The organism is Streptococcus sp. oral taxon 061 (assembly GCF_964211575.1).
Classification (GTDB): Bacteria; Bacillota; Bacilli; order Lactobacillales; family Streptococcaceae; genus Streptococcus.
Genome location: NZ_CAXOQQ010000005.1, coordinates 20262 through 37332 on the forward strand (window position 1 = coordinate 20262; position 17071 = coordinate 37332).

The 17071-nt window shown below is 41.5% G+C and carries 17 protein-coding genes and 3 riboswitches; of the genes, 16 read left to right on the plus strand and 1 reads right to left on the minus strand.

Translation table 11 applies throughout. The annotated features are described in order from the left end of the window. Positions 1 to 5 precede the first annotated feature (5 nt). The 12 genes from AB8E63_RS04935 (at position 6) to thiE (ending at position 10864) form a co-directional block, all read left to right on the plus strand. Positions 6 to 1274 carry a cell division protein FtsQ/DivIB gene (locus AB8E63_RS04935; protein ID WP_368910252.1) on the plus strand — a complete coding sequence of 423 codons (1269 nt, stop codon included), beginning with the start codon at positions 6 to 8 and terminating at the stop codon, positions 1272 to 1274. Positions 1275 to 1481: 207 nt separating this feature from the next. Next, positions 1482 to 2183, plus strand: coding sequence for an orotidine-5'-phosphate decarboxylase (gene pyrF, locus AB8E63_RS04940; RefSeq protein WP_368910253.1), 702 nt, complete (start codon positions 1482 to 1484; stop codon positions 2181 to 2183). A gap of 31 nt (positions 2184 to 2214) precedes the next feature. After that, the gene (gene pyrE / locus AB8E63_RS04945; RefSeq protein ID WP_036755409.1) at positions 2215 to 2847 is read left to right on the plus strand and encodes an orotate phosphoribosyltransferase; all 633 of its coding nucleotides are present in this window, start codon (positions 2215 to 2217) and stop codon (positions 2845 to 2847) included. Between the two features lie 125 nt (positions 2848 to 2972). Then, entirely contained in the window at positions 2973 to 4109 is a 1137-nt protein-coding gene (gene lctO, locus AB8E63_RS04950) for an L-lactate oxidase (protein ID WP_368910254.1), read from the plus strand. A 152-nt stretch (positions 4110 to 4261) separates the two neighbouring features. After that, positions 4262 to 4350, plus strand: a riboswitch (TPP riboswitch). 218 nt (positions 4351 to 4568) lie between these two features. After that, on the plus strand, positions 4569 to 5237 hold the full coding sequence (locus tag AB8E63_RS04955) for a TenA family protein (RefSeq protein ID WP_368910255.1): 669 nt from the start codon (positions 4569 to 4571) through the stop codon (positions 5235 to 5237). Positions 5238 to 5360: 123 nt separating this feature from the next. Then, positions 5361 to 5449: riboswitch (TPP riboswitch) on the plus strand. Positions 5450 to 5606: 157 nt separating this feature from the next. After that, entirely contained in the window at positions 5607 to 6167 is a 561-nt protein-coding gene (locus tag AB8E63_RS04960; protein WP_368910256.1) for an ECF transporter S component, read from the plus strand. Beyond that, positions 6168 to 7553 (plus strand): ATP-binding cassette domain-containing protein, encoded by a 1386-nt coding sequence (locus AB8E63_RS04965; protein ID WP_368910257.1) that lies wholly within the window; start codon positions 6168 to 6170, stop codon positions 7551 to 7553. A 1-nt stretch (position 7554) separates the two neighbouring features. Beyond that, a complete protein-coding gene (locus tag AB8E63_RS04970; RefSeq protein ID WP_368910258.1) occupies positions 7555 to 8205 on the plus strand; it encodes an energy-coupling factor transporter transmembrane component T in 651 nt (216 codons plus the stop codon). Between the two features lie 10 nt (positions 8206 to 8215). Beyond that, on the plus strand, positions 8216 to 8908 hold the full coding sequence (tenA, locus tag AB8E63_RS04975) for a thiaminase II (protein WP_368910259.1): 693 nt from the start codon (positions 8216 to 8218) through the stop codon (positions 8906 to 8908). Positions 8909 to 8911: 3 nt separating this feature from the next. Beyond that, the gene (gene thiW, locus AB8E63_RS04980; RefSeq protein WP_223333325.1) at positions 8912 to 9421 is read left to right on the plus strand and encodes an energy coupling factor transporter S component ThiW; all 510 of its coding nucleotides are present in this window, start codon (positions 8912 to 8914) and stop codon (positions 9419 to 9421) included. Positions 9422 to 9435: 14 nt separating this feature from the next. Further along, complete coding sequence (locus tag AB8E63_RS04985; RefSeq protein ID WP_223333323.1) at positions 9436 to 10239, plus strand: hydroxyethylthiazole kinase; 804 nt, start codon at positions 9436 to 9438, stop codon at positions 10237 to 10239. Then, complete coding sequence (gene thiE / locus AB8E63_RS04990) at positions 10232 to 10864, plus strand: thiamine phosphate synthase (RefSeq protein ID WP_223333321.1); 633 nt, start codon at positions 10232 to 10234, stop codon at positions 10862 to 10864. Before AB8E63_RS04985 ends, thiE begins: the two co-directional genes overlap by 8 nt. Positions 10865 to 10910: 46 nt before the next feature. Here the strand turns inward: thiE and thiD are convergent, their stop codons facing one another. Further along, complete coding sequence (thiD, locus tag AB8E63_RS04995; protein ID WP_223333319.1) at positions 10911 to 11702, minus strand: bifunctional hydroxymethylpyrimidine kinase/phosphomethylpyrimidine kinase; 792 nt, start codon at positions 11700 to 11702, stop codon at positions 10911 to 10913. A gap of 83 nt (positions 11703 to 11785) precedes the next feature. Continuing rightward, positions 11786 to 11884, minus strand: a riboswitch (TPP riboswitch). A 183-nt stretch (positions 11885 to 12067) separates the two neighbouring features. Between thiD and AB8E63_RS05000 the strand changes: the two genes are divergently transcribed. The 4 genes from AB8E63_RS05000 (at position 12068) to spxB (ending at position 17070) form a co-directional block, all read left to right on the plus strand. After that, a complete protein-coding gene (locus AB8E63_RS05000; protein ID WP_368910260.1) occupies positions 12068 to 12463 on the plus strand; it encodes a CopY/TcrY family copper transport repressor in 396 nt (131 codons plus the stop codon). A 10-nt stretch (positions 12464 to 12473) separates the two neighbouring features. Further along, entirely contained in the window at positions 12474 to 12845 is a 372-nt protein-coding gene (locus tag AB8E63_RS05005; RefSeq protein WP_368910261.1) for a cupredoxin domain-containing protein, read from the plus strand. Between the two features lie 9 nt (positions 12846 to 12854). Next, positions 12855 to 15077, plus strand: coding sequence for a heavy metal translocating P-type ATPase (locus tag AB8E63_RS05010; RefSeq protein ID WP_368910262.1), 2223 nt, complete (start codon positions 12855 to 12857; stop codon positions 15075 to 15077). A gap of 217 nt (positions 15078 to 15294) precedes the next feature. Then, entirely contained in the window at positions 15295 to 17070 is a 1776-nt protein-coding gene (gene spxB / locus AB8E63_RS05015) for a pyruvate oxidase (RefSeq protein ID WP_368910263.1), read from the plus strand. The last annotated feature ends 1 nt before the right edge of the window (position 17071 follow it).

Sequence of the window (17071 nt, forward strand, 5' to 3'; positions counted from 1 at the left end):
AATTGATGTCAAAGGATAAAAAGAATCAGGGCACTCAAGGCAAGGAATTGTCAGAGTGGCAAAAACGAAATCAAGAATATCTTCAAAAAAAAGCTGAAGAAGAGGCGAAACGTGCCGAAGAAGAAGCTCGTGAAAAAGAAGAACAAGCAGCAAAGTCTGCTTCCGAAAATACTCAAGAATTGTCAGAATGGCAAAAACAACACCACGAGTATTTAAATAAAAAAGCAGAAGAGGAATCGACAGATTCTGAGGAAGTGGACCAAGAAACCGAAAAATCTGAAGAAAAGGATTCAGATACTAGTGATGAAGCTTCAAATGAAGCGAAAGATTCGGAGGAAACTCCTCAAGAAGATTCTAAGAGTCAGGATCAAGTAGAGAAAGAAAAAGCTGACAAAAAGGTTAAGAAAGAGAAAAAGGTAAAAACCAAGAATAAACCTCCAAAACCGGCTATTCCTTCTATACATATCTGGCGAGCAGTTACGATCCTCGTCCCTAGCTTTCTAATCTTATTCTTGTCTATTTATCTTCTAAGCCCTCTAGCTACAATGAAACATATTGAGGTTACGGGTACTGTTCAGACAAGTGCAGACCAAGTTAGAGAAGCATCTGGCATTCGTGACAGTGACTATACGCTTAGCTTGCTCTTAAATAAAGATAAGCATGCGGAAATGGTCAAATCGAATCACTGGATTGAATCTGCTAAGATAGTTTATCAATTCCCAGTTCACTTCACAATTGAAGTGAAGGAATTTGGGATTGTAGCCTACTCTGTTTCTGGTGATAGCTATTATCCAATCTTATCAAGCGGAAGTATTGAATCAACGGCCGTTACCCCTGATAACTTACCTGAGAAATACATATCTGTTCTCTTTAACGATGAGGAACAGATTAAAACCCTAATTTCTCAGCTAAATGAAGTTAGTCCAGAAATTAAGCAAGAGATTGAGAAGATTGAACTTGCACCAAGTAAGGTAACAAGTGACCTTCTAAAGATTACCATGTATGATACAGACGAGATTTTGGTGCCATTATCAGAACTAGGGAAGAAATTACCTTACTATAGTAAGATAAAACCACAGTTGACAGTTCCTAGCGGTATTGACATGGAGGTCGGTATTTATAGCTATAGTCTAGTGGATAAGGCTCTGGATGACGAAAGAGTCAAAGCCAAAGAAGAGGAAAAGAAGAAGCAGGAAGAAGAGAAGAAAAAACAAGCTGAACAAGGAAATCAAGATCAAACAACACAGACGACTCAAACCACACAAAGCCGCTAAGTTTCAGATGATTCGTTCAGTTACTTGTTTTTACTTGACAAGTATTGCTTTAAATAATAGAATAGTAAAAAACCTTTAAAGCAGTCCAGAGAGGCAGCTAAGGTTAGACGGTGAAAGGGTGGAGACTACCCATTTTTCGTGGAACCTTGCTGTAGGCAGGTTCCTTTTTTCATGCTCTCTAGCTAACAAAGGTAAAAGGAGAAAAGTATGCGTGAAGCTCGTCCAGTCATTGCTCTTGATTTTCCAAGTTTTGAGGCAGTCAAGCAATTTTTAGCTCTTTTTCCAGCAAGAGAGAGCCTCTATCTAAAGGTAGGTATGGAACTCTATTATGCTACAGGCCCTGAGATTATTTTTTATCTTAAAGGCTTGGGACATAGTGTATTTCTAGATCTTAAACTTCATGATATTCCTAATACAGTCAAATCAGCCATGAAGGTCTTGTCTCATCTGGGCGTTGATATGACCAATGTTCATGCGGCAGGTGGAGTAGAGATGATGAAGGCTGCGCGTGAAGGTCTTGGAAAAGAAGCTAAGTTGATTGCTGTTACACAGTTGACTTCAACTTCTGAAGAGCAAATGAGAGACTTTCAAAATATCCAAACCAGTCTTCAAGAATCGGTTATTCACTATGCCAAGAAAACTGCTGAAGCAGGTTTGGATGGTGTGGTTTGCTCAGCTCAAGAAGTCAAGCTTATCAAAGAAGCAACAAGCAAAGATTTTATCTGCCTGACACCGGGTATTCGACCAGCAGGGGCTGCAGTTGGAGACCAAAAACGAGTCATGACACCAGCAGATGCTTATCAAATTGGTAGTGACTATATCGTTGTCGGTCGCCCAATCACTCAAGATGCCGATCCAGTAGCAGCTTATCATGCTATCAAGGATGAGTGGAACCAAGACTGGAAATAAGAATATAGTTTAAAATACAAAGGAGAATCCCATGACACTTGCTAAAGACATTGCTAGCCATCTATTGAAAATTCAAGCTGTTTACCTCAAACCAGAAGAGCCCTTCACTTGGGCATCAGGTATCAAGTCACCAATTTATACGGACAACCGTGTAACACTTGCCTACCCAGAGACACGTACCTTGATTGAGAATGGTTTTGTGGAAGCCATCAAGGCAGAATTCCCAGAGGTAGAAGTGATTGCAGGAACAGCGACTGCAGGTATCCCACATGGTGCTATCATCGCTGATAAGATGAATCTGCCATTTGCTTATATCCGTAGCAAACCAAAAGACCACGGAGCAGGAAACCAAATCGAAGGCCGTGTAGCTCAAGGTCAAAAAATGGTCGTTGTTGAAGACCTTATTTCAACTGGTGGTTCAGTTCTTGAAGCCGTTGCTGCTGCCAAACGTGAGGGAGCAGATGTTCTTGGTGTTGTGGCTATCTTCAGCTATCAATTGCCAAAAGCAGATAAGAACTTTGCAGATGCTGGTGTCAAACTAGTAACCCTTTCAAACTACAGCGAACTGATTCATCTAGCTCAAGAAGAAGGTTATATCACACCAGAAGGACTCGACCTCCTAAAACGTTTTAAAGAAGACCAAGAGAATTGGCAAAATGCTTAAGGTATATAAAAATCAGGTAATCAGTTTGAAATTCCCAGACAAAATTTTTGAAAGGATTCTGAAAAAGAGGTAAGATGTATGTGTAAAGAAAAAAGAAAACGCTTACTTAAATAGGAGGAAATTTTATGTCATTTAAAACAAGCAATGCAGAAGGACCTGTAGATTTTATTAACACTTATGATTTGGAGCCAATGGCTCAACAAGTTATTCCTAAAGCTGCCTTTGGTTATATCGCTAGTGGAGCAGAGGATACTTTCACTTTACGCGAGAACATCCGTGCCTTTAACCACAAACTCATCGTTCCACATACGCTTTGTGATGTGGAAAATCCAAGTACAGAGATTGAATTTGCAGGTGAAAAATTGTCTTCGCCAATCATTATGGCGCCTGTTGCGGCTCATAAATTAGCAAATGAACAGGGGGAAGTAGCTACTGCACGTGGTGTGCATGAGTTTGGTTCTCTCTATACAACTAGTTCTTACTCTACTGTAGATCTTCCAAAAATTACAGAAGCCCTTCAAGGGACACCTCACTGGTTCCAATTTTACTTTAGTAAGGATGACGGTATCAACCGCCACATCATGGACCGTGTGAAGGCTGAGGGCTACAAAGCAATTGTCTTGACAGCAGATGCTACTGTAGGGGGCAATCGTGAGGTCGACAAGCGCAATGGTTTTGTCTTCCCCGTTGGTATGCCAATTGTTGAAGAATACCTGCCAGAAGGTGCTGGTAAATCAATGGACTTTGTTTACAAGTCAGCCAAACAACGCTTGTCTCCACGTGATGTAGAATTTATCGCTACATACTCAGGACTTCCTGTTTATGTCAAGGGACCACAATGCCGTGAGGATGTTGAACGCTCACTCGCTGCTGGAGCTTCTGGTATCTGGGTAACCAACCACGGTGGCCGTCAAATCGACGGTGGACCAGCTGCCTTTGACTCACTTCAAGAAGTAGCAGAAGCAGTTGACAAACGTGTGCCAATTGTCTTTGACTCTGGTGTTCGTCGGGGTCAGCATGTCTTTAAAGCCTTGGCTTCAGGAGCAGACTTAGTAGCCATTGGACGACCTGTCATTTATGGCTTAGCTCTTGGTGGTAGTGTGGGTGTACGTCAAGTCTTTGAACACTTGAATGCGGAATTGAAGACAGTCATGCAGTTATCTGGAACTCAGACTATTGAAGATGTTAAACGCTTCAAACTGCGTCACAATCCATACAATCCATCCTTCCCAGTTGATTCACGTGATTTGAAGTTGTATTGATAAAGTAGGAAGTCTCCATTTGATGTGGAGGTTTTTCTCATCTTGAGGAAGATTGACATGTCATAACAAAGGATGATAAGAAACTATATAAATATATTTTCCAGTCAAATATCTTGCTAGGGCTTTCAATTTCTGTTATACTGATCCAGTAATAAAGACATTTGGGGTGCTTTAGGCTGAGATGATACCCATTGAACCTGATACAGTTAAGACTGGCGAAGGGAAATGTGAAAAGGTTTTTTTCGTATGTCGAAAAGAACTGTCTAATCTTGTAAGGTAAACTCTGATTCTTAATTGTAATTGGAGTTTTTTTGTTTATACAAACTGGATAGGCTTGTTTAGGTAGCTCTCTGCAAGTGCCCTCGACGTTCTTTAAAAGTATCAAGTGGAATTACGATTTTGCTTGGTATCTCTTGGTGTTTTATTGATTACTAAGGAGTAAAGAAAGGAAAAATAAATATGGAAACACAAGACTATGCATTTCAGCCAGGTTTGACCGTTGGAGAATTATTAAAAAGCAGTCAGGAGGATTGGCAGGCTGCAATCAATCATCGCTTTGTTAACGAACTTTTTGCGGGGATAATTGAGAATAAGGTCTTAAAAGACTACCTGATTCAAGATTATCATTTCTTTGATGCCTTCTTATCCATGCTGGGTGCCTGTGTAGCTCACGCAGACCAGCTTGAATCCAAACTTCGTTTTGCCAAGCAACTAGGCTTTCTTGAAGCAGATGAAGATGGTTATTTCCAAAAGGCTTTCAAAGAGTTAAAAGTAGTAGAGAATGACTATCTAGAAGTGACCTTGCACCCTGTAACAAAAGCGTTTCAGGAGCTAATGTATTCTGCTGTGGCTTCATCAGACTATGCTCATCTTTTGGTCATGCTGGTTATTGCAGAAGGTCTCTATTTAGACTGGGGTTCTAAAGATTTGGCTCTACCTGAAGCCTATATTCATTCGGAATGGATTAATCTCCATAGAGGTCCTTTCTTTACAGAGTGGGTTCAATTTCTGGTTGACGAACTCAATCGTGTCGGGAAAGGTAGAGAAGATTTTACAGAACTTCAGCAACGCTGGAATCAAGCAGTTGCTTTAGAATTAGCCTTTTTTGATATTGGTTATGAATTATAGGACAGATTCAATACTTTTATGTAGATTGAAAGAATTAACAAACAAACTATATAAATATATTTTCCAGTCAAATATCTTGCTAGGGCTTTCAAATTCTGTTATACTGGTCCAGTAATAAAATAATAAAGACATTTGGGGTGCTTTAGGCTGAGATGATACCCATTGAACCTGATACAGTTAATACTGGCGAAGGGAAATGTGAAAAGTTTTTTTCGTATGTCGAAAAGAACTGTCTAATCTGGTAAGGTAAACTCTAATTCTCGTTTGTAATTGGAGTTTTTTTGTTTATCAGAAGAGGATGGGCTTGCCGTCAAGCCTTTTGGTAGCTCTCCTTGAATGCCCCACTTTTCTTTAAAAAAGGAGTTTTTTATGTTAAAAAAATGGCAGTTAAAAGATGTTATCTTGCTTGCTTTCTTGTCTATCTTTTTTGGTGGCGTTTTTGTGGGTTCGGGCTATCTGTTTGATATCCTCACCCTGATCTTGGCCCCTCTTGGTTTGCAGGCCTTTGCCAATGAAATCCTCTTTGGTCTCTGGTGTATGGCTGCGCCCATTGCAGCTATCTTTGTTCCAAGAGTCGGAAGTGCAACGATTGGAGAAGTGCTCGCTGCGCTTGCTGAAGTCCTTTATGGTAGCCAATTCGGTCTAGGCGCTCTTTTGTCTGGCTTGGTTCAAGGTTTGGGAAGTGAATTTGGCTTTCTTGTGACCAAGAATCGCTATGATAGTTGGCTCTCTCTAATTGCTAATAGTATTGGGATTACCCTTTTTAGCTTTGTCTATGAATACTTTAAATTAGGCTACTATGCATTCTCCCTTCCTTTTGTCCTTTCCTTGCTGGTGGTGCGTTTTATTTCCGTCTTTTTCTTCTGTACCATCTTGGTTCGTGCCATTGTTAAACTCTATCATCAGTTTGCAGCTGGAGGAAAGGCATAGATGGGCCTGGAATTAAGAGGGATTCAATCCCCAATCTTTTCGGAACCGATTGATTTTACTTTTCATGCGCAAGCCTTTACCTTGTTAGTTGGGAGCAGTGGTTCAGGAAAATCCAGTCTCTTTCAAGTCATTGCTCAAGTCAGTTCTCTTCCCTATAGTGGTCAAGTTCTGATAGATGGGAGTGAGGTCAGTCAGCTTTCTATCGTCGAACGTGTCCAGACGGTTGGCATTCTCTTTCAAAATCCCAATCATCAATTTACCATGGAGAACTTGTTTGAGGAACTGATTTTTACCTTGGAGAATATCGGCCATCCTGTTCAAGAGATTGATTTTAAAATAGCAGAGGTGGTTCGGCAATGTCGTTGCGAGCCAATCTTGCACCGTCCCATTCATCATCTATCAGGTGGGGAAAAGCAAAAGGCTGCACTGGCTGTCCTTTTTGCTATGAATCCTAGGGTCTATCTCTTGGATGAACCCTTCGCTTCCATTGACCGCAAGAGCAGAATCGAGATATTGGAGATTCTAAAAGAGTTGGTCTCTAATGGGAAGACAGTCATTCTGTGTGACCATGATTTAACAGACTATGAAGCCTATATCGACCATATGGTGGAGCTAAGAGACGGCCAGTTAAGGGAGGTGTTTCAAATCCCTTGCTCTGAAATGACACGGGTTGCTTCAAAGGAATTTGCTTCTAGTCCAGAACTATTCCATATGAATCGTGTGACTTGTGAGCTAGATCATCGCCCTCTCTTTTCGATTGCGGATTTCACTATCTACCAAGGAATTTCCTGTATCTTGGGTGATAATGGTGTCGGGAAATCAACCCTATTTCGGTCTATTCTTCAATTTCAAAAGTATAAGGGGTGCATTACTTGGAAGAGATCGATTCTCAAAAAGAAAAAGAGTTTGTATCGTGATCTGACGGGTGTTGTTCAGGAAGCTGAGAAGCAATTTATCCGAGTCAGTCTGAGAGAGGAACTGCAATTAGATAGTCCAGACTCGGAAAGAAATCAGCGGATTCTCCAAGCTTTACGATATTTTAGTTTGGAGCAGGCACTTGATAAGAGTCCCTATCAATTAAGTGGTGGCCAGCAAAAGATTCTTCAGCTATTGACTATCTTGACCAGCAAGGCGTCTGTGATTTTGCTAGATGAGCCATTTGCTGGTTTGGATGATAGAGCTTGCCATTATTTTTGTCAGTGGATGTTGGAGGATAGAAATCAGGGAAGAAGTTTTTTGATTATTAGCCATCGTTTAGATCCCTTAATCTCTGTGGTTGATTATTGGATTGAGATGACTAGTCAAGGTTTCAGTCATGTGAAAGAAGTGACAATTACCAAACCTCTCCCATCTCTAAACAATGATACTCTAGGGGAGGTGAGGTAGTATGGTCAAAGTAGCAACCAAGACACCAGTTATCAGTCTCTTCTTGCTAATTTTATCCTTGGAAACATCTTTCATTCCTTCGATTGCTCTTAATCTTTCTGTAACCGCATTTTGCATCCTCTTCATGCTCTACCACCGTCGATTTAAAATGTTGGCTTGGATGATTGTGCTAGCAATTTTGCCATCTTTTGCCAACTATTGGGCAGTTCAGTTACATGGTGATGCTTCGCAGGCAGTCATGCTCGGAACGAGGGCTTTCGTTACAGTTTGTATCGGCCTTGTCTTTGTTTCCTCTATTTCCTTAAAAGAGCTTCTCTTGTACTTGGTTCAAAAGGGCCTGTCGCGTTCTTGGGCCTATGCCTTAATTGTAGTATTCAATGCCTTTCCCCTCATTCAGCAGGAAATCAAGTCTCTCAAGGAAGCTTGCTTACTGCGTGGTCAAAAACTGTATGTTTGGTCGCCCTTGATTTACAGCAAGGTTCTGATGACAGTTTTTAGATGGCGCCATCTTTACCTGAGAGCCCTGTCGGCGCACGGATATGACGAACATGCGCAGGTGGAGAATAGCTATCGGACTTTTTATATTCCTAAAAAAACAAAATTAATCTACCTGCTTTTCTTTTTATTGCTTCAAACCAGTCTATTTCTATAAAGGAGTTATTATGGAATTTACAGAAATTGCGATGGAATTATCTAAGGAAGCTTGGCAGGCTTCCTTTCATCACCCATTTGTATTACAGTTACAAGAGGGAACGTTAGAACCTTCTATTTTCCGCTATTACCTGATTCAGGATGCCTACTATCTGAAGTCTTTTTCGGAAGCCTATCACCTCTTGGCTGATAAGACTTCAAACCAAGAGATGAAAAGACTCTTGAAGCAAAATGCTCAGAGTCTAGTGGATGGTGAGTTGTTTATCCGTCAACAATTTTTCAAGGAATTAGGAATCAGCGACCAGGAAATGGACGAGCAACCGATTGCTCCAACCTGTTATCACTACATTTCGCATATTTATCGACAGTTTGCAGAGCCAAACTTGGGCATTGCTTTTGCTAGTTTACTCCCATGTCCTTGGTTATACCATGATTTGGGCAAGGCACTTAATCGCAAACCATCCCCGAATCCTCTTTATCAACAGTGGATTGAAACCTATATCACCGATGAATTAGAACAGCAGGTTAAAGAGGAAGAAGCGCTGATCAATCAGCTCTATCGAGAAAGCGACGAGACGGACAAACAAAAAATGCTAGAGGCCTTCCACAGAAGTGTCCACATGGAAGCCAAGTTTTGGGAGATGGCTTACCAACACCAAACATGGACGAGTGATTTACAGTCCTTAGAAAAAGAGAAGAAATAGAAAATGAGAAACCACCAACTTCAAGTTCACAAATTAACCGTTTTATCCATGATGATTGCCCTTGATGTTGTTCTTACACCCATCTTTCGAATTGAAGGGATGGCACCGATGTCTAGTGTGGTCAACATTCTTGCAGGAATCTTGATGGGGCCTGTTTATGCCTTGGTCATGGCTACAGTCACAGCCTTTATCCGTATGTCTACTCAAGGCATTCCGCCCTTGGCCCTCACAGGAGCTACTTTTGGAGCCCTCCTTGCAGGTCTCTTTTATAAGTACGGTCGAAAATTTCATTATTCTGCCCTAGGAGAAATATTGGGAACAGGGATTATCGGTTCCATTGTTTCCTATCCTGTCATGGTTCTCTTTACGGGATCTGCGGCCAAGCTCAGCTGGTTTATCTATACTCCGCGATTTTTCGGAGCGACCTTGATCGGTACAGCCATAGCTTTTCTTGCCTTTCGATTTTTGATCAAGCTGGAATTCTTTAAAAAAGTGCAGGGATATTTCTTTTGAGAAAGGATAGAATGATGCAGAAATTGACAAATCCTTTCCCTCTGGCAACTAGTTCCTTGATTCACTGTATTACCAATGAGATTTCTTGTGAGATGCTGGCTAATGGCATTTTGGCTCTGGGATGCAAACCAGTCATGGCAGATGATCTTCGTGAGGTTCTTGATTTTACTAAGCAAAGCCAGGCTCTCTTCATCAATTTGGGGCATTTGTCAGCTGAGAAGGAGAAAGCAATCCGTATGGCAGCTACTTATGCAAACCAAGCTTGTCTCCCAATGGTAGTAGATGCGGTTGGTGTATCAGCGTCACCCATTCGTAAGGATCTAGTCAGAAATCTTTTAGAATACAATCCCACAGTCCTTAAAGGAAATATGTCGGAAATCCGAAGTCTTGTTGGCTTAAAACACCACGGAGTCGGGGTCGATGCTAGTGCTAAAGATCAAGAAACTAAGGATTTACTTCAAGTTTTGAAAGACTGGTGTCAGACCTATCCTGGTATGTCGTTCCTAGTCACTGGCCCAAAGGATCTCATCGTTTCGGAGACCCAGGTTGCTATATTGGGGAATGGCTGCGACGAATTAGACTGGATAACAGGGACAGGAGACCTGGTGGGAGCCTTGACAACCGTTTTTCTCAGCCAAGGAAAGACCGCCTTTGAAGCTTCTTGCCTAGCGGTCTCTTATCTCAATATCGCTGCTGAGAGAATACTTGTTCAAGGAATGGGATTGGAAGATTTTCGTTACCAAGTTCTCAATCAACTCTCTCTCCTAAAAAGAGATGAAAACTGGCTAAAAGCAATCAAAGGAGACTTTTATGAATAGAGAAGCACTTAGACTGTATCTAGTAACCAATCGCTACCAAGATTCCTTGGAAAACTTTCTTGAAAAAGTCGAAACGGCCTGCCGTTTAGGTGTTACCATCATCCAACTACGAGAAAAAAATCTCACAACCAATCAATACTATCAACTGGCAAAACAAGTCAAGGAAATAACAGATGCTTACCAAGTCCCCTTAATTATCGATGATCGATTGGATATCTGTCTAGCAGTCGATGCTGCAGGTTTGCATATTGGCGATGATGAACTGCCAGTTTCGGTTGCCCGCAAAGTCTTGGGTCCTGAAAAAATCCTCGGTGTCACTGCTAAAACGGTTAAAAGAGCTCTAGAAGCAGAAACATCGGGTGCGGATTACTTGGGAACAGGAGCCATTTTCCCGACTACGACCAAAGAAAATGCACCCATCACTCTGATTTCAACCTTGAAAACAATTTGCCAAACGGTCGCCATTCCAGTAGTTGCTATCGGAGGCTTGACGTCAGAGAATATTGACCAACTTATCGGCACGGGTATAGTTGGAGTAGCTGTCGTACGTGATTTGATGCAGGCAGAAGATATTGAAGCAAAAACGCAAGCCTTTTTAACAAAGCTAAATGACATTGTTTCCTAATCAAAAACTCTCTAATTCCTTATAGCGGGAACTAGAGAGTTTTTTCTTAATCTTTAAAAGTTGTATGGTTGACTGGGCCAGAACCATGTCCGAGTTGAGGAGCGTCTTGGATGGCTTTTGTGATAAAGGCCTTGGCCTTATCAACTGCCTGATAAAGACTTCTGCCCTTGGCTAGTTCAGCCGTAATCACAGCAGCAAAGGTACATCCAGTACCATGGGTGTGACAGGTTTGAATTCTTGGACTTTCCCAGACAAATTGCTCCCCCTTGGTAAAGAGGAAATCCTTGGCACCACCTTCAAGATGGCCACCTTTGATAACAACGGACTGAGGACCAAATTCTTTTATAATCAGGCGACCAGCACGCTGCATGTCTTCTGGATCATGAATCGAAAAACCAACAATCTCTTCTGCCTCAGGAAGATTGGGTGTGATAATGGTTGCAAGGGGAAGCAGATTAGTTTTTAGGTAGTCTCTGGCACTAGAATCAATCAGGGTGTCCCCGCTCGTAGCGACCATAACAGGGTCAAGGACGTAGGGACAATCCAGTTTTTTAAGATAGGGTTGGATGATCTCCATAATCTCAGTAGTTGCCAACATCCCAGTTTTTACAGCCTGAGGCTTGATATCCGAAAAGACACTCTCCAATTGAACTTCCAGCATTTGGCTGGAGACGTGCTCTATTAGCTGAACGCCTCTGGTATTTTGAGCGACAAGGCTGGTCACAACGGCCATTCCATAGACATCTCTAGCTTGGAATGATTTTAAATCAGCCATAATGCCAGCACCGCCACTAGGGTCAGTCCCTGCAATGGTTAGAGCAACGGGTAAATAAGTCATCTAAAACCTCCCAACCAACTGAAGTTTGTATTCTTAAGAACAAGCTAGTCTGTTTGAGGAAAGCAATAGAAGACTGCTAGTCCTCATTATCATTTCCACTTCCATCAGCTAGCATTACCTAGATTGAGTCAAAGGGATCTAACAGTCGTTAATCTCAGCTTCACGCACCCCTAGTGGTTGTTTTCTTTTTTTCTTCAGTATAGCATATTTTTATAGTTTATATAGTAAAATTTGACTGCAAATCTCTCGTTACAGGATTAGAATTCTATTTTCGAAAAAATAATAAAAATTATAGTTGACAAATGTAGATTTTTGGAATATACTAATAACTGTAATCGACAAATGTAGATTTAGGAGGTGTGATTATGCAGATTTCAGATGCAGAATGGCAGGTCATGAAGATTATTTGGATGCAAGGAGAGCAGACCAGTACGGATTTGATCATGGTTTTGGCGGAGCGGTTCGACTGGTCCAAGTCGACCATTCAAACTCTTTTGGCTCGTTTGGTGGAGAAAGAATGTTTGACTCGGGAAAAGCAGGGCAAGTCCTTTATCTATTCAGCCCTTTTAACTCTAGACGACAGTAGAGGTTTATTGGTTCAGGATATCAAAGACAAGCTTTGTTCCCGCAGGATGAAGCAGTTACTTGCCGATTTGATTGAAGAATGTGACTTTACCCTAGCTGACTTGAAAGGCTTGGAAGAAGTCATTTCTAAGAAAAAAGCAAGTGCTGTAACAGAAGTAAAATGTAATTGTATGTAAAGGAGACGCTATGTTAAATCTATTTGTATCTATTATTGTTCTAGGAATGATTGCTTTTATCTTCTTTTGGTTTCTCAAAAAACCGCAAGAAGATGCTAAGAGAGCTCAACAAAAGAATGGCTATCAAGAAATTCGAGTGGAAGTCATGGGGGGATACACTCCAGGAACTATTATCCTCAAAAAATCGCAACCAGCTCGTATTATTTTTGATCGAAAAGATCCTTCACCTTGCTTGGACCAAATCGTTTTTCCAGACTTTGGAGTGCATGCTGATCTGCCTATGGGAGACCAATATGTGGTTGAAATCACTCCTGAAGAAGCAGGTGAGTATGGTTTCTCTTGTGGCATGAATATGATGCACGGTAAGATGATTGTAGAATAGGAGAAGACTATGACCGAAATTGTAAAGGCAAGCCTTGAAAATGGTGTGCAAAAAATTCGTATTACAGCAGAAAAAGGCTATCATCCAGCCCACATTCAACTGCAAAAAGGGATTCCTGCTGAGATTACCTTTCATCGTGTGACACCTTCAAACTGTTATAAGGAAATTCTCTTCGAAGAAGAAGGGATCCTAGAACCAATCGCTCAAGATGAGGAAAAAGTCATTCGCTTTACGCCTCAAGACTTGGGTGAGCATGAATTTTCATGCGGCATGAAGATGCAAAAGGGGTCCTACACCGTTGTTGAAAAAACTAAAAAGTCTCTCAGTCTTTTACAACGTTTTTGGATTACTAGTATCTTTACTGTGCCTCTTGTGATTCTCATGATTGGGATGTCTACAGGAGGAGTTAGTCACCAAGTCATGCGTTGGGGCACCTTTTTAGCCACAACACCCATTATGCTGGTAGCTGGAGTTCCATATATCAGAAGCGCCTGGGCTAGTTTTAAAAAGCACAATTCCAACATGGATACCTTGGTTGCTCTGGGAACCCTAGTGGCCTATTTCTATAGCTTAGTTGCCCTCTTCACTGGTCTGCCCGTTTACTTTGAAAGTGCTGCATTTATCCTCTTCTTCATTCTTTTGGGAGCAGTTTTTGAGGAAAAAATGCGAAAAAATACTTCGCAGGCAGTCGAAAAATTATTAGACCTACAAGCAAAAACAGCAGAGGTTTTGCGTGATGATGTTTATGTTCAAATACCTCTAGAACAAGTCAAAGTTGGGGATCTCATTCGCGTTCGACCAGGTGAAAAAATTGCCGTTGATGGTATTGTCTTAGAAGGTGAAACGAGTATTGATGAGTCAATGGTAACTGGGGAAAGTATTCCAGTCGATAAATCAGTTGGAGATGCTGTCATTGGTTCAACCATCAATAATAGTGGTACGATCATCTTTAGAGCTGAAAAAGTTGGTTCTGAGACTATGCTGGCTCAGATTGTAGACTTTGTGAAGAAAGCGCAAACGAGTCGTGCTCCTATTCAAGATTTGACAGACAAGATTTCTGGGATTTTTGTACCAGCAGTTGTCATTTTAGGACTTCTTACTTTTTGGATCTGGTTTGTTTTCCTAGGAGAAAGCTTTGTGACGTCACTTCTCTACGGAGTTGCTGTTTTGATAATTGCCTGTCCTTGTGCACTAGGACTCGCGACACCGACAGCACTCATGGTTGGAACAGGACGAAGTGCCAAGATGGGGATTCTTCTCAAAAATGGTACAGTTCTACAGGAAATCCAAAAAGTCCAAACGGTTGTTTTTGATAAGACAGGAACCTTGACCGAAGGCAAACCAGTAGTGACAGATGTTATCGGCGATGAAAGAGAAGTGCTAAGTTTGGCTGCTTCACTGGAAGATGTATCTCAACACCCGCTAGCTCAAGCTATTGTCAATCGTGCATCTGAACTAGGAATTAGCCTTTACCCAGTGGAAAACTTCCAAGCCTTGCATGGAAAAGGTGTGACTGGGATTATTAATGGTAAACAAGTCTTGCTGGGGAATGCCAAACTTTTAGCTGACCTTGCTATTCCAAGTGACTATCAAAAACAATTTGATTTGCTTGAGAAAGAAGCAAAAACAGTTGTTTTCCTATCCGTAGATGGTCAGTTAAAAGGCTTAATTGCCTTGCAGGATGTCCCTAAGGAAAATGCTAAAGAAGCAATTGCTAAATTGAAAAAACGCGGCCTCAGAACGGTTATGCTTACCGGAGATAATGCTGGAGTAGCCCATGCGATTGCAGAGCAAATTGGGATCGAAGAAGTGATCGCAAATGTCTTGCCAGAGGAAAAGGCGCATGAGATTCACAAGCTTCAAAAGAATGGCAAACTGGCCTTTGTTGGAGATGGAATCAATGATGCGCCAGCCCTCAGTGTAGCTGATGTCGGAATTGCCATGGGCTCTGGGACAGATATTGCCATTGAATCAGCAGATCTTGTCCTTACAACCAACAATTTACTAGGATTGGCACGTGCCTTTGACATGAGTAAGAAGACCTTTAATCGTATTCTACTCAATCTTTTCTGGGCTTCTATCTATAACCTCATTGGCATTCCGATTGCAGCAGGAGTCTTTTCAGGACTTGGTTTGGTGCTCAATCCAGAACTTGCAGGATTAGCCATGGCCTTTAGTTCAGTTTCTGTCCTAATCAGTTCTCTCATGCTTAATTTTACTAAAGTCGATTAAAAAGGCGGTCTTAACCGCTTTTTTCTATTCTAAAACAGATTTTCAAAACGCTTTCAAACTGTACTGTAATAGAGAATGAAAGTTTCTGAGCACATTCTTATGAATCTGAAAATAAATGTGATAAATTAGGATTGTAAATTTACTGAATCGTTTTCAAATAACATATAAAAGCGTTTTTTGTAAATATATGAAATTATTTTGAAGGAGAGTTATCATTATGACTCAAGGGAAAATTACTGCATCTGCAGCAATGCTCAACGTATTGAAAACATGGGGCGTAGACACTATCTACGGTATCCCATCAGGAACACTCAGCTCATTGATGGACGCTTTGGCTGAAGACAAAGATATCCGTTTCTTGCAAGTTCGTCACGAAGAAACAGGTGCTCTTGCAGCGGTTATGCAGGCTAAATTTGGCGGATCTATCGGTGTTGCAGTTGGTTCAGGTGGACCTGGTGCGACTCACTTGATTAACGGTGTTTACGATGCAGCTATGGATAACACTCCATTCCTTGCTATCCTTGGATCACGTCCAGTTAACGAATTGAACATGGATGCCTTCCAAGAATTGAACCAAAACCCAATGTACAACGGTATCGCTGTTTACAACAAACGTGTAGCTTACGCAGAGCAATTGCCAAAAGTGATTGACGAAGCTTGCCGTGCTGCCGTTTCTAAAAAAGGTCCAGCTGTCGTTGAAATTCCAGTAAACTTTGGTTTCCAAGAAATCGACGAAAACTCATACTACGGTTCAGGTTCATACGAGCGTTCATTCATCGCTCCTGCTTTGAACGAAGTTGAAATCGACAAAGCAGTTGAAATCTTGAACAATGCTGAACGCCCAGTAATCTACGCTGGTTACGGTGGTGTGAAAGCTGGTGAAGTGATCACTGAATTGTCACGTAAAATCAAAGCACCAATCATCACAACTGGTAAAAACTTCGAAGCTTTCGAATGGAACTACGAAGGTTTGACAGGTTCTGCTTACCGTGTTGGTTGGAAACCAGCCAACGAAGTGGTCTTTGAAGCAGACACAGTTCTTTTCCTTGGTTCAAACTTCCCATTTGCTGAAGTTTACCAAGCATTCAAAAACACTGAAAAATTCATCCAAGTGGATATCGACCCTTACAAACTTGGTAAACGCCACGCCCTTGACGCTTCTATTCTAGGTGATGCAGGTCAAGCAGCTAAAGCTATCCTTGATAAAGTAAACCCAGTTGAGTCTACTCCATGGTGGCGTGCAAACGTGAAGAACAACCAAAACTGGCGTGATTACATGAACAAACTCGAAGGTAAAACTGAGGGTGAATTGCAATTGTATCAAGTTTACAATGCAATCAACAAACATGCTAATCAAGACGCTATCTACTCAATCGACGTAGGTGACACTACTCAAACATCTACTCGTCACCTTCACATGACACCTAAGAACATGTGGCGTACATCTCCACTCTTTGCGACAATGGGTATTGCCCTTCCTGGTGGTATCGCTGCTAAGAAAGACAATCCAGATCGCCAAGTATGGAACATCATGGGTGACGGTGCATTCAACATGTGCTACCCAGACGTTATCACAAACGTTCAATACGACCTTCCAGTTATCAACGTTGTCTTCTCAAATGGTAAATATGCCTTCATCAAGGACAAATACGAAGACACAAACAAACACTTGTTTGGTTGTGACTTCCCTAATGCTGACTATGCGAAAATCGCTGAAGCGCAAGGAGCTGTTGGATTTACAGTTGACCGTATCGAAGACATCGATGCAGTCGTTGCAGAAGCTGTTAAATTGAACAAAGAAGGTAAAACTGTTGTTATCGATGCTCACATCACTCCACATCGTCCACTTCCAGTAGAAGTACTTGAGTTGGATCCAAAACAACACTCAGAAGAAGCAATCAAAGCCTTCAAGGAAAAATACGAAGCAGAAGAACTCGTACCATTCCGTCTCTTCTTGGAAGAAGAAGGATTGCAATCACGCGCAATTAAATAAT

Excerpts from the sequence above, each read along its gene's own strand:
- AB8E63_RS04935 (WP_368910252.1), top strand. The coding sequence starts at position 6 with ATGTCAAAGGATAAAAAGAATCAGGGCACTCAAGGCAAGGAATTGTCA.
- pyrF (WP_368910253.1), top strand. The coding sequence starts at position 1,482 with ATGCGTGAAGCTCGTCCAGTCATTGCTCTTGATTTTCCAAGTTTTGAG.
- pyrE (WP_036755409.1), top strand. The coding sequence starts at position 2,215 with ATGACACTTGCTAAAGACATTGCTAGCCATCTATTGAAAATTCAAGCT.
- lctO (WP_368910254.1), top strand. The coding sequence starts at position 2,973 with ATGTCATTTAAAACAAGCAATGCAGAAGGACCTGTAGATTTTATTAAC.
- AB8E63_RS04955 (WP_368910255.1), top strand. The coding sequence starts at position 4,569 with ATGGAAACACAAGACTATGCATTTCAGCCAGGTTTGACCGTTGGAGAA.
- AB8E63_RS04960 (WP_368910256.1), top strand. The coding sequence starts at position 5,607 with ATGTTAAAAAAATGGCAGTTAAAAGATGTTATCTTGCTTGCTTTCTTG.
- AB8E63_RS04965 (WP_368910257.1), top strand. The coding sequence starts at position 6,168 with ATGGGCCTGGAATTAAGAGGGATTCAATCCCCAATCTTTTCGGAACCG.
- AB8E63_RS04970 (WP_368910258.1), top strand. The coding sequence starts at position 7,555 with ATGGTCAAAGTAGCAACCAAGACACCAGTTATCAGTCTCTTCTTGCTA.
- tenA (WP_368910259.1), top strand. The coding sequence starts at position 8,216 with ATGGAATTTACAGAAATTGCGATGGAATTATCTAAGGAAGCTTGGCAG.
- thiW (WP_223333325.1), top strand. The coding sequence starts at position 8,912 with ATGAGAAACCACCAACTTCAAGTTCACAAATTAACCGTTTTATCCATG.
- AB8E63_RS04985 (WP_223333323.1), top strand. The coding sequence starts at position 9,436 with ATGCAGAAATTGACAAATCCTTTCCCTCTGGCAACTAGTTCCTTGATT.
- thiE (WP_223333321.1), top strand. The coding sequence starts at position 10,232 with ATGAATAGAGAAGCACTTAGACTGTATCTAGTAACCAATCGCTACCAA.
- thiD (WP_223333319.1), bottom strand. The coding sequence starts at position 11,702 with ATGACTTATTTACCCGTTGCTCTAACCATTGCAGGGACTGACCCTAGT.
- AB8E63_RS05000 (WP_368910260.1), top strand. The coding sequence starts at position 12,068 with ATGCAGATTTCAGATGCAGAATGGCAGGTCATGAAGATTATTTGGATG.
- AB8E63_RS05005 (WP_368910261.1), top strand. The coding sequence starts at position 12,474 with ATGTTAAATCTATTTGTATCTATTATTGTTCTAGGAATGATTGCTTTT.
- AB8E63_RS05010 (WP_368910262.1), top strand. The coding sequence starts at position 12,855 with ATGACCGAAATTGTAAAGGCAAGCCTTGAAAATGGTGTGCAAAAAATT.
- spxB (WP_368910263.1), top strand. The coding sequence starts at position 15,295 with ATGACTCAAGGGAAAATTACTGCATCTGCAGCAATGCTCAACGTATTG.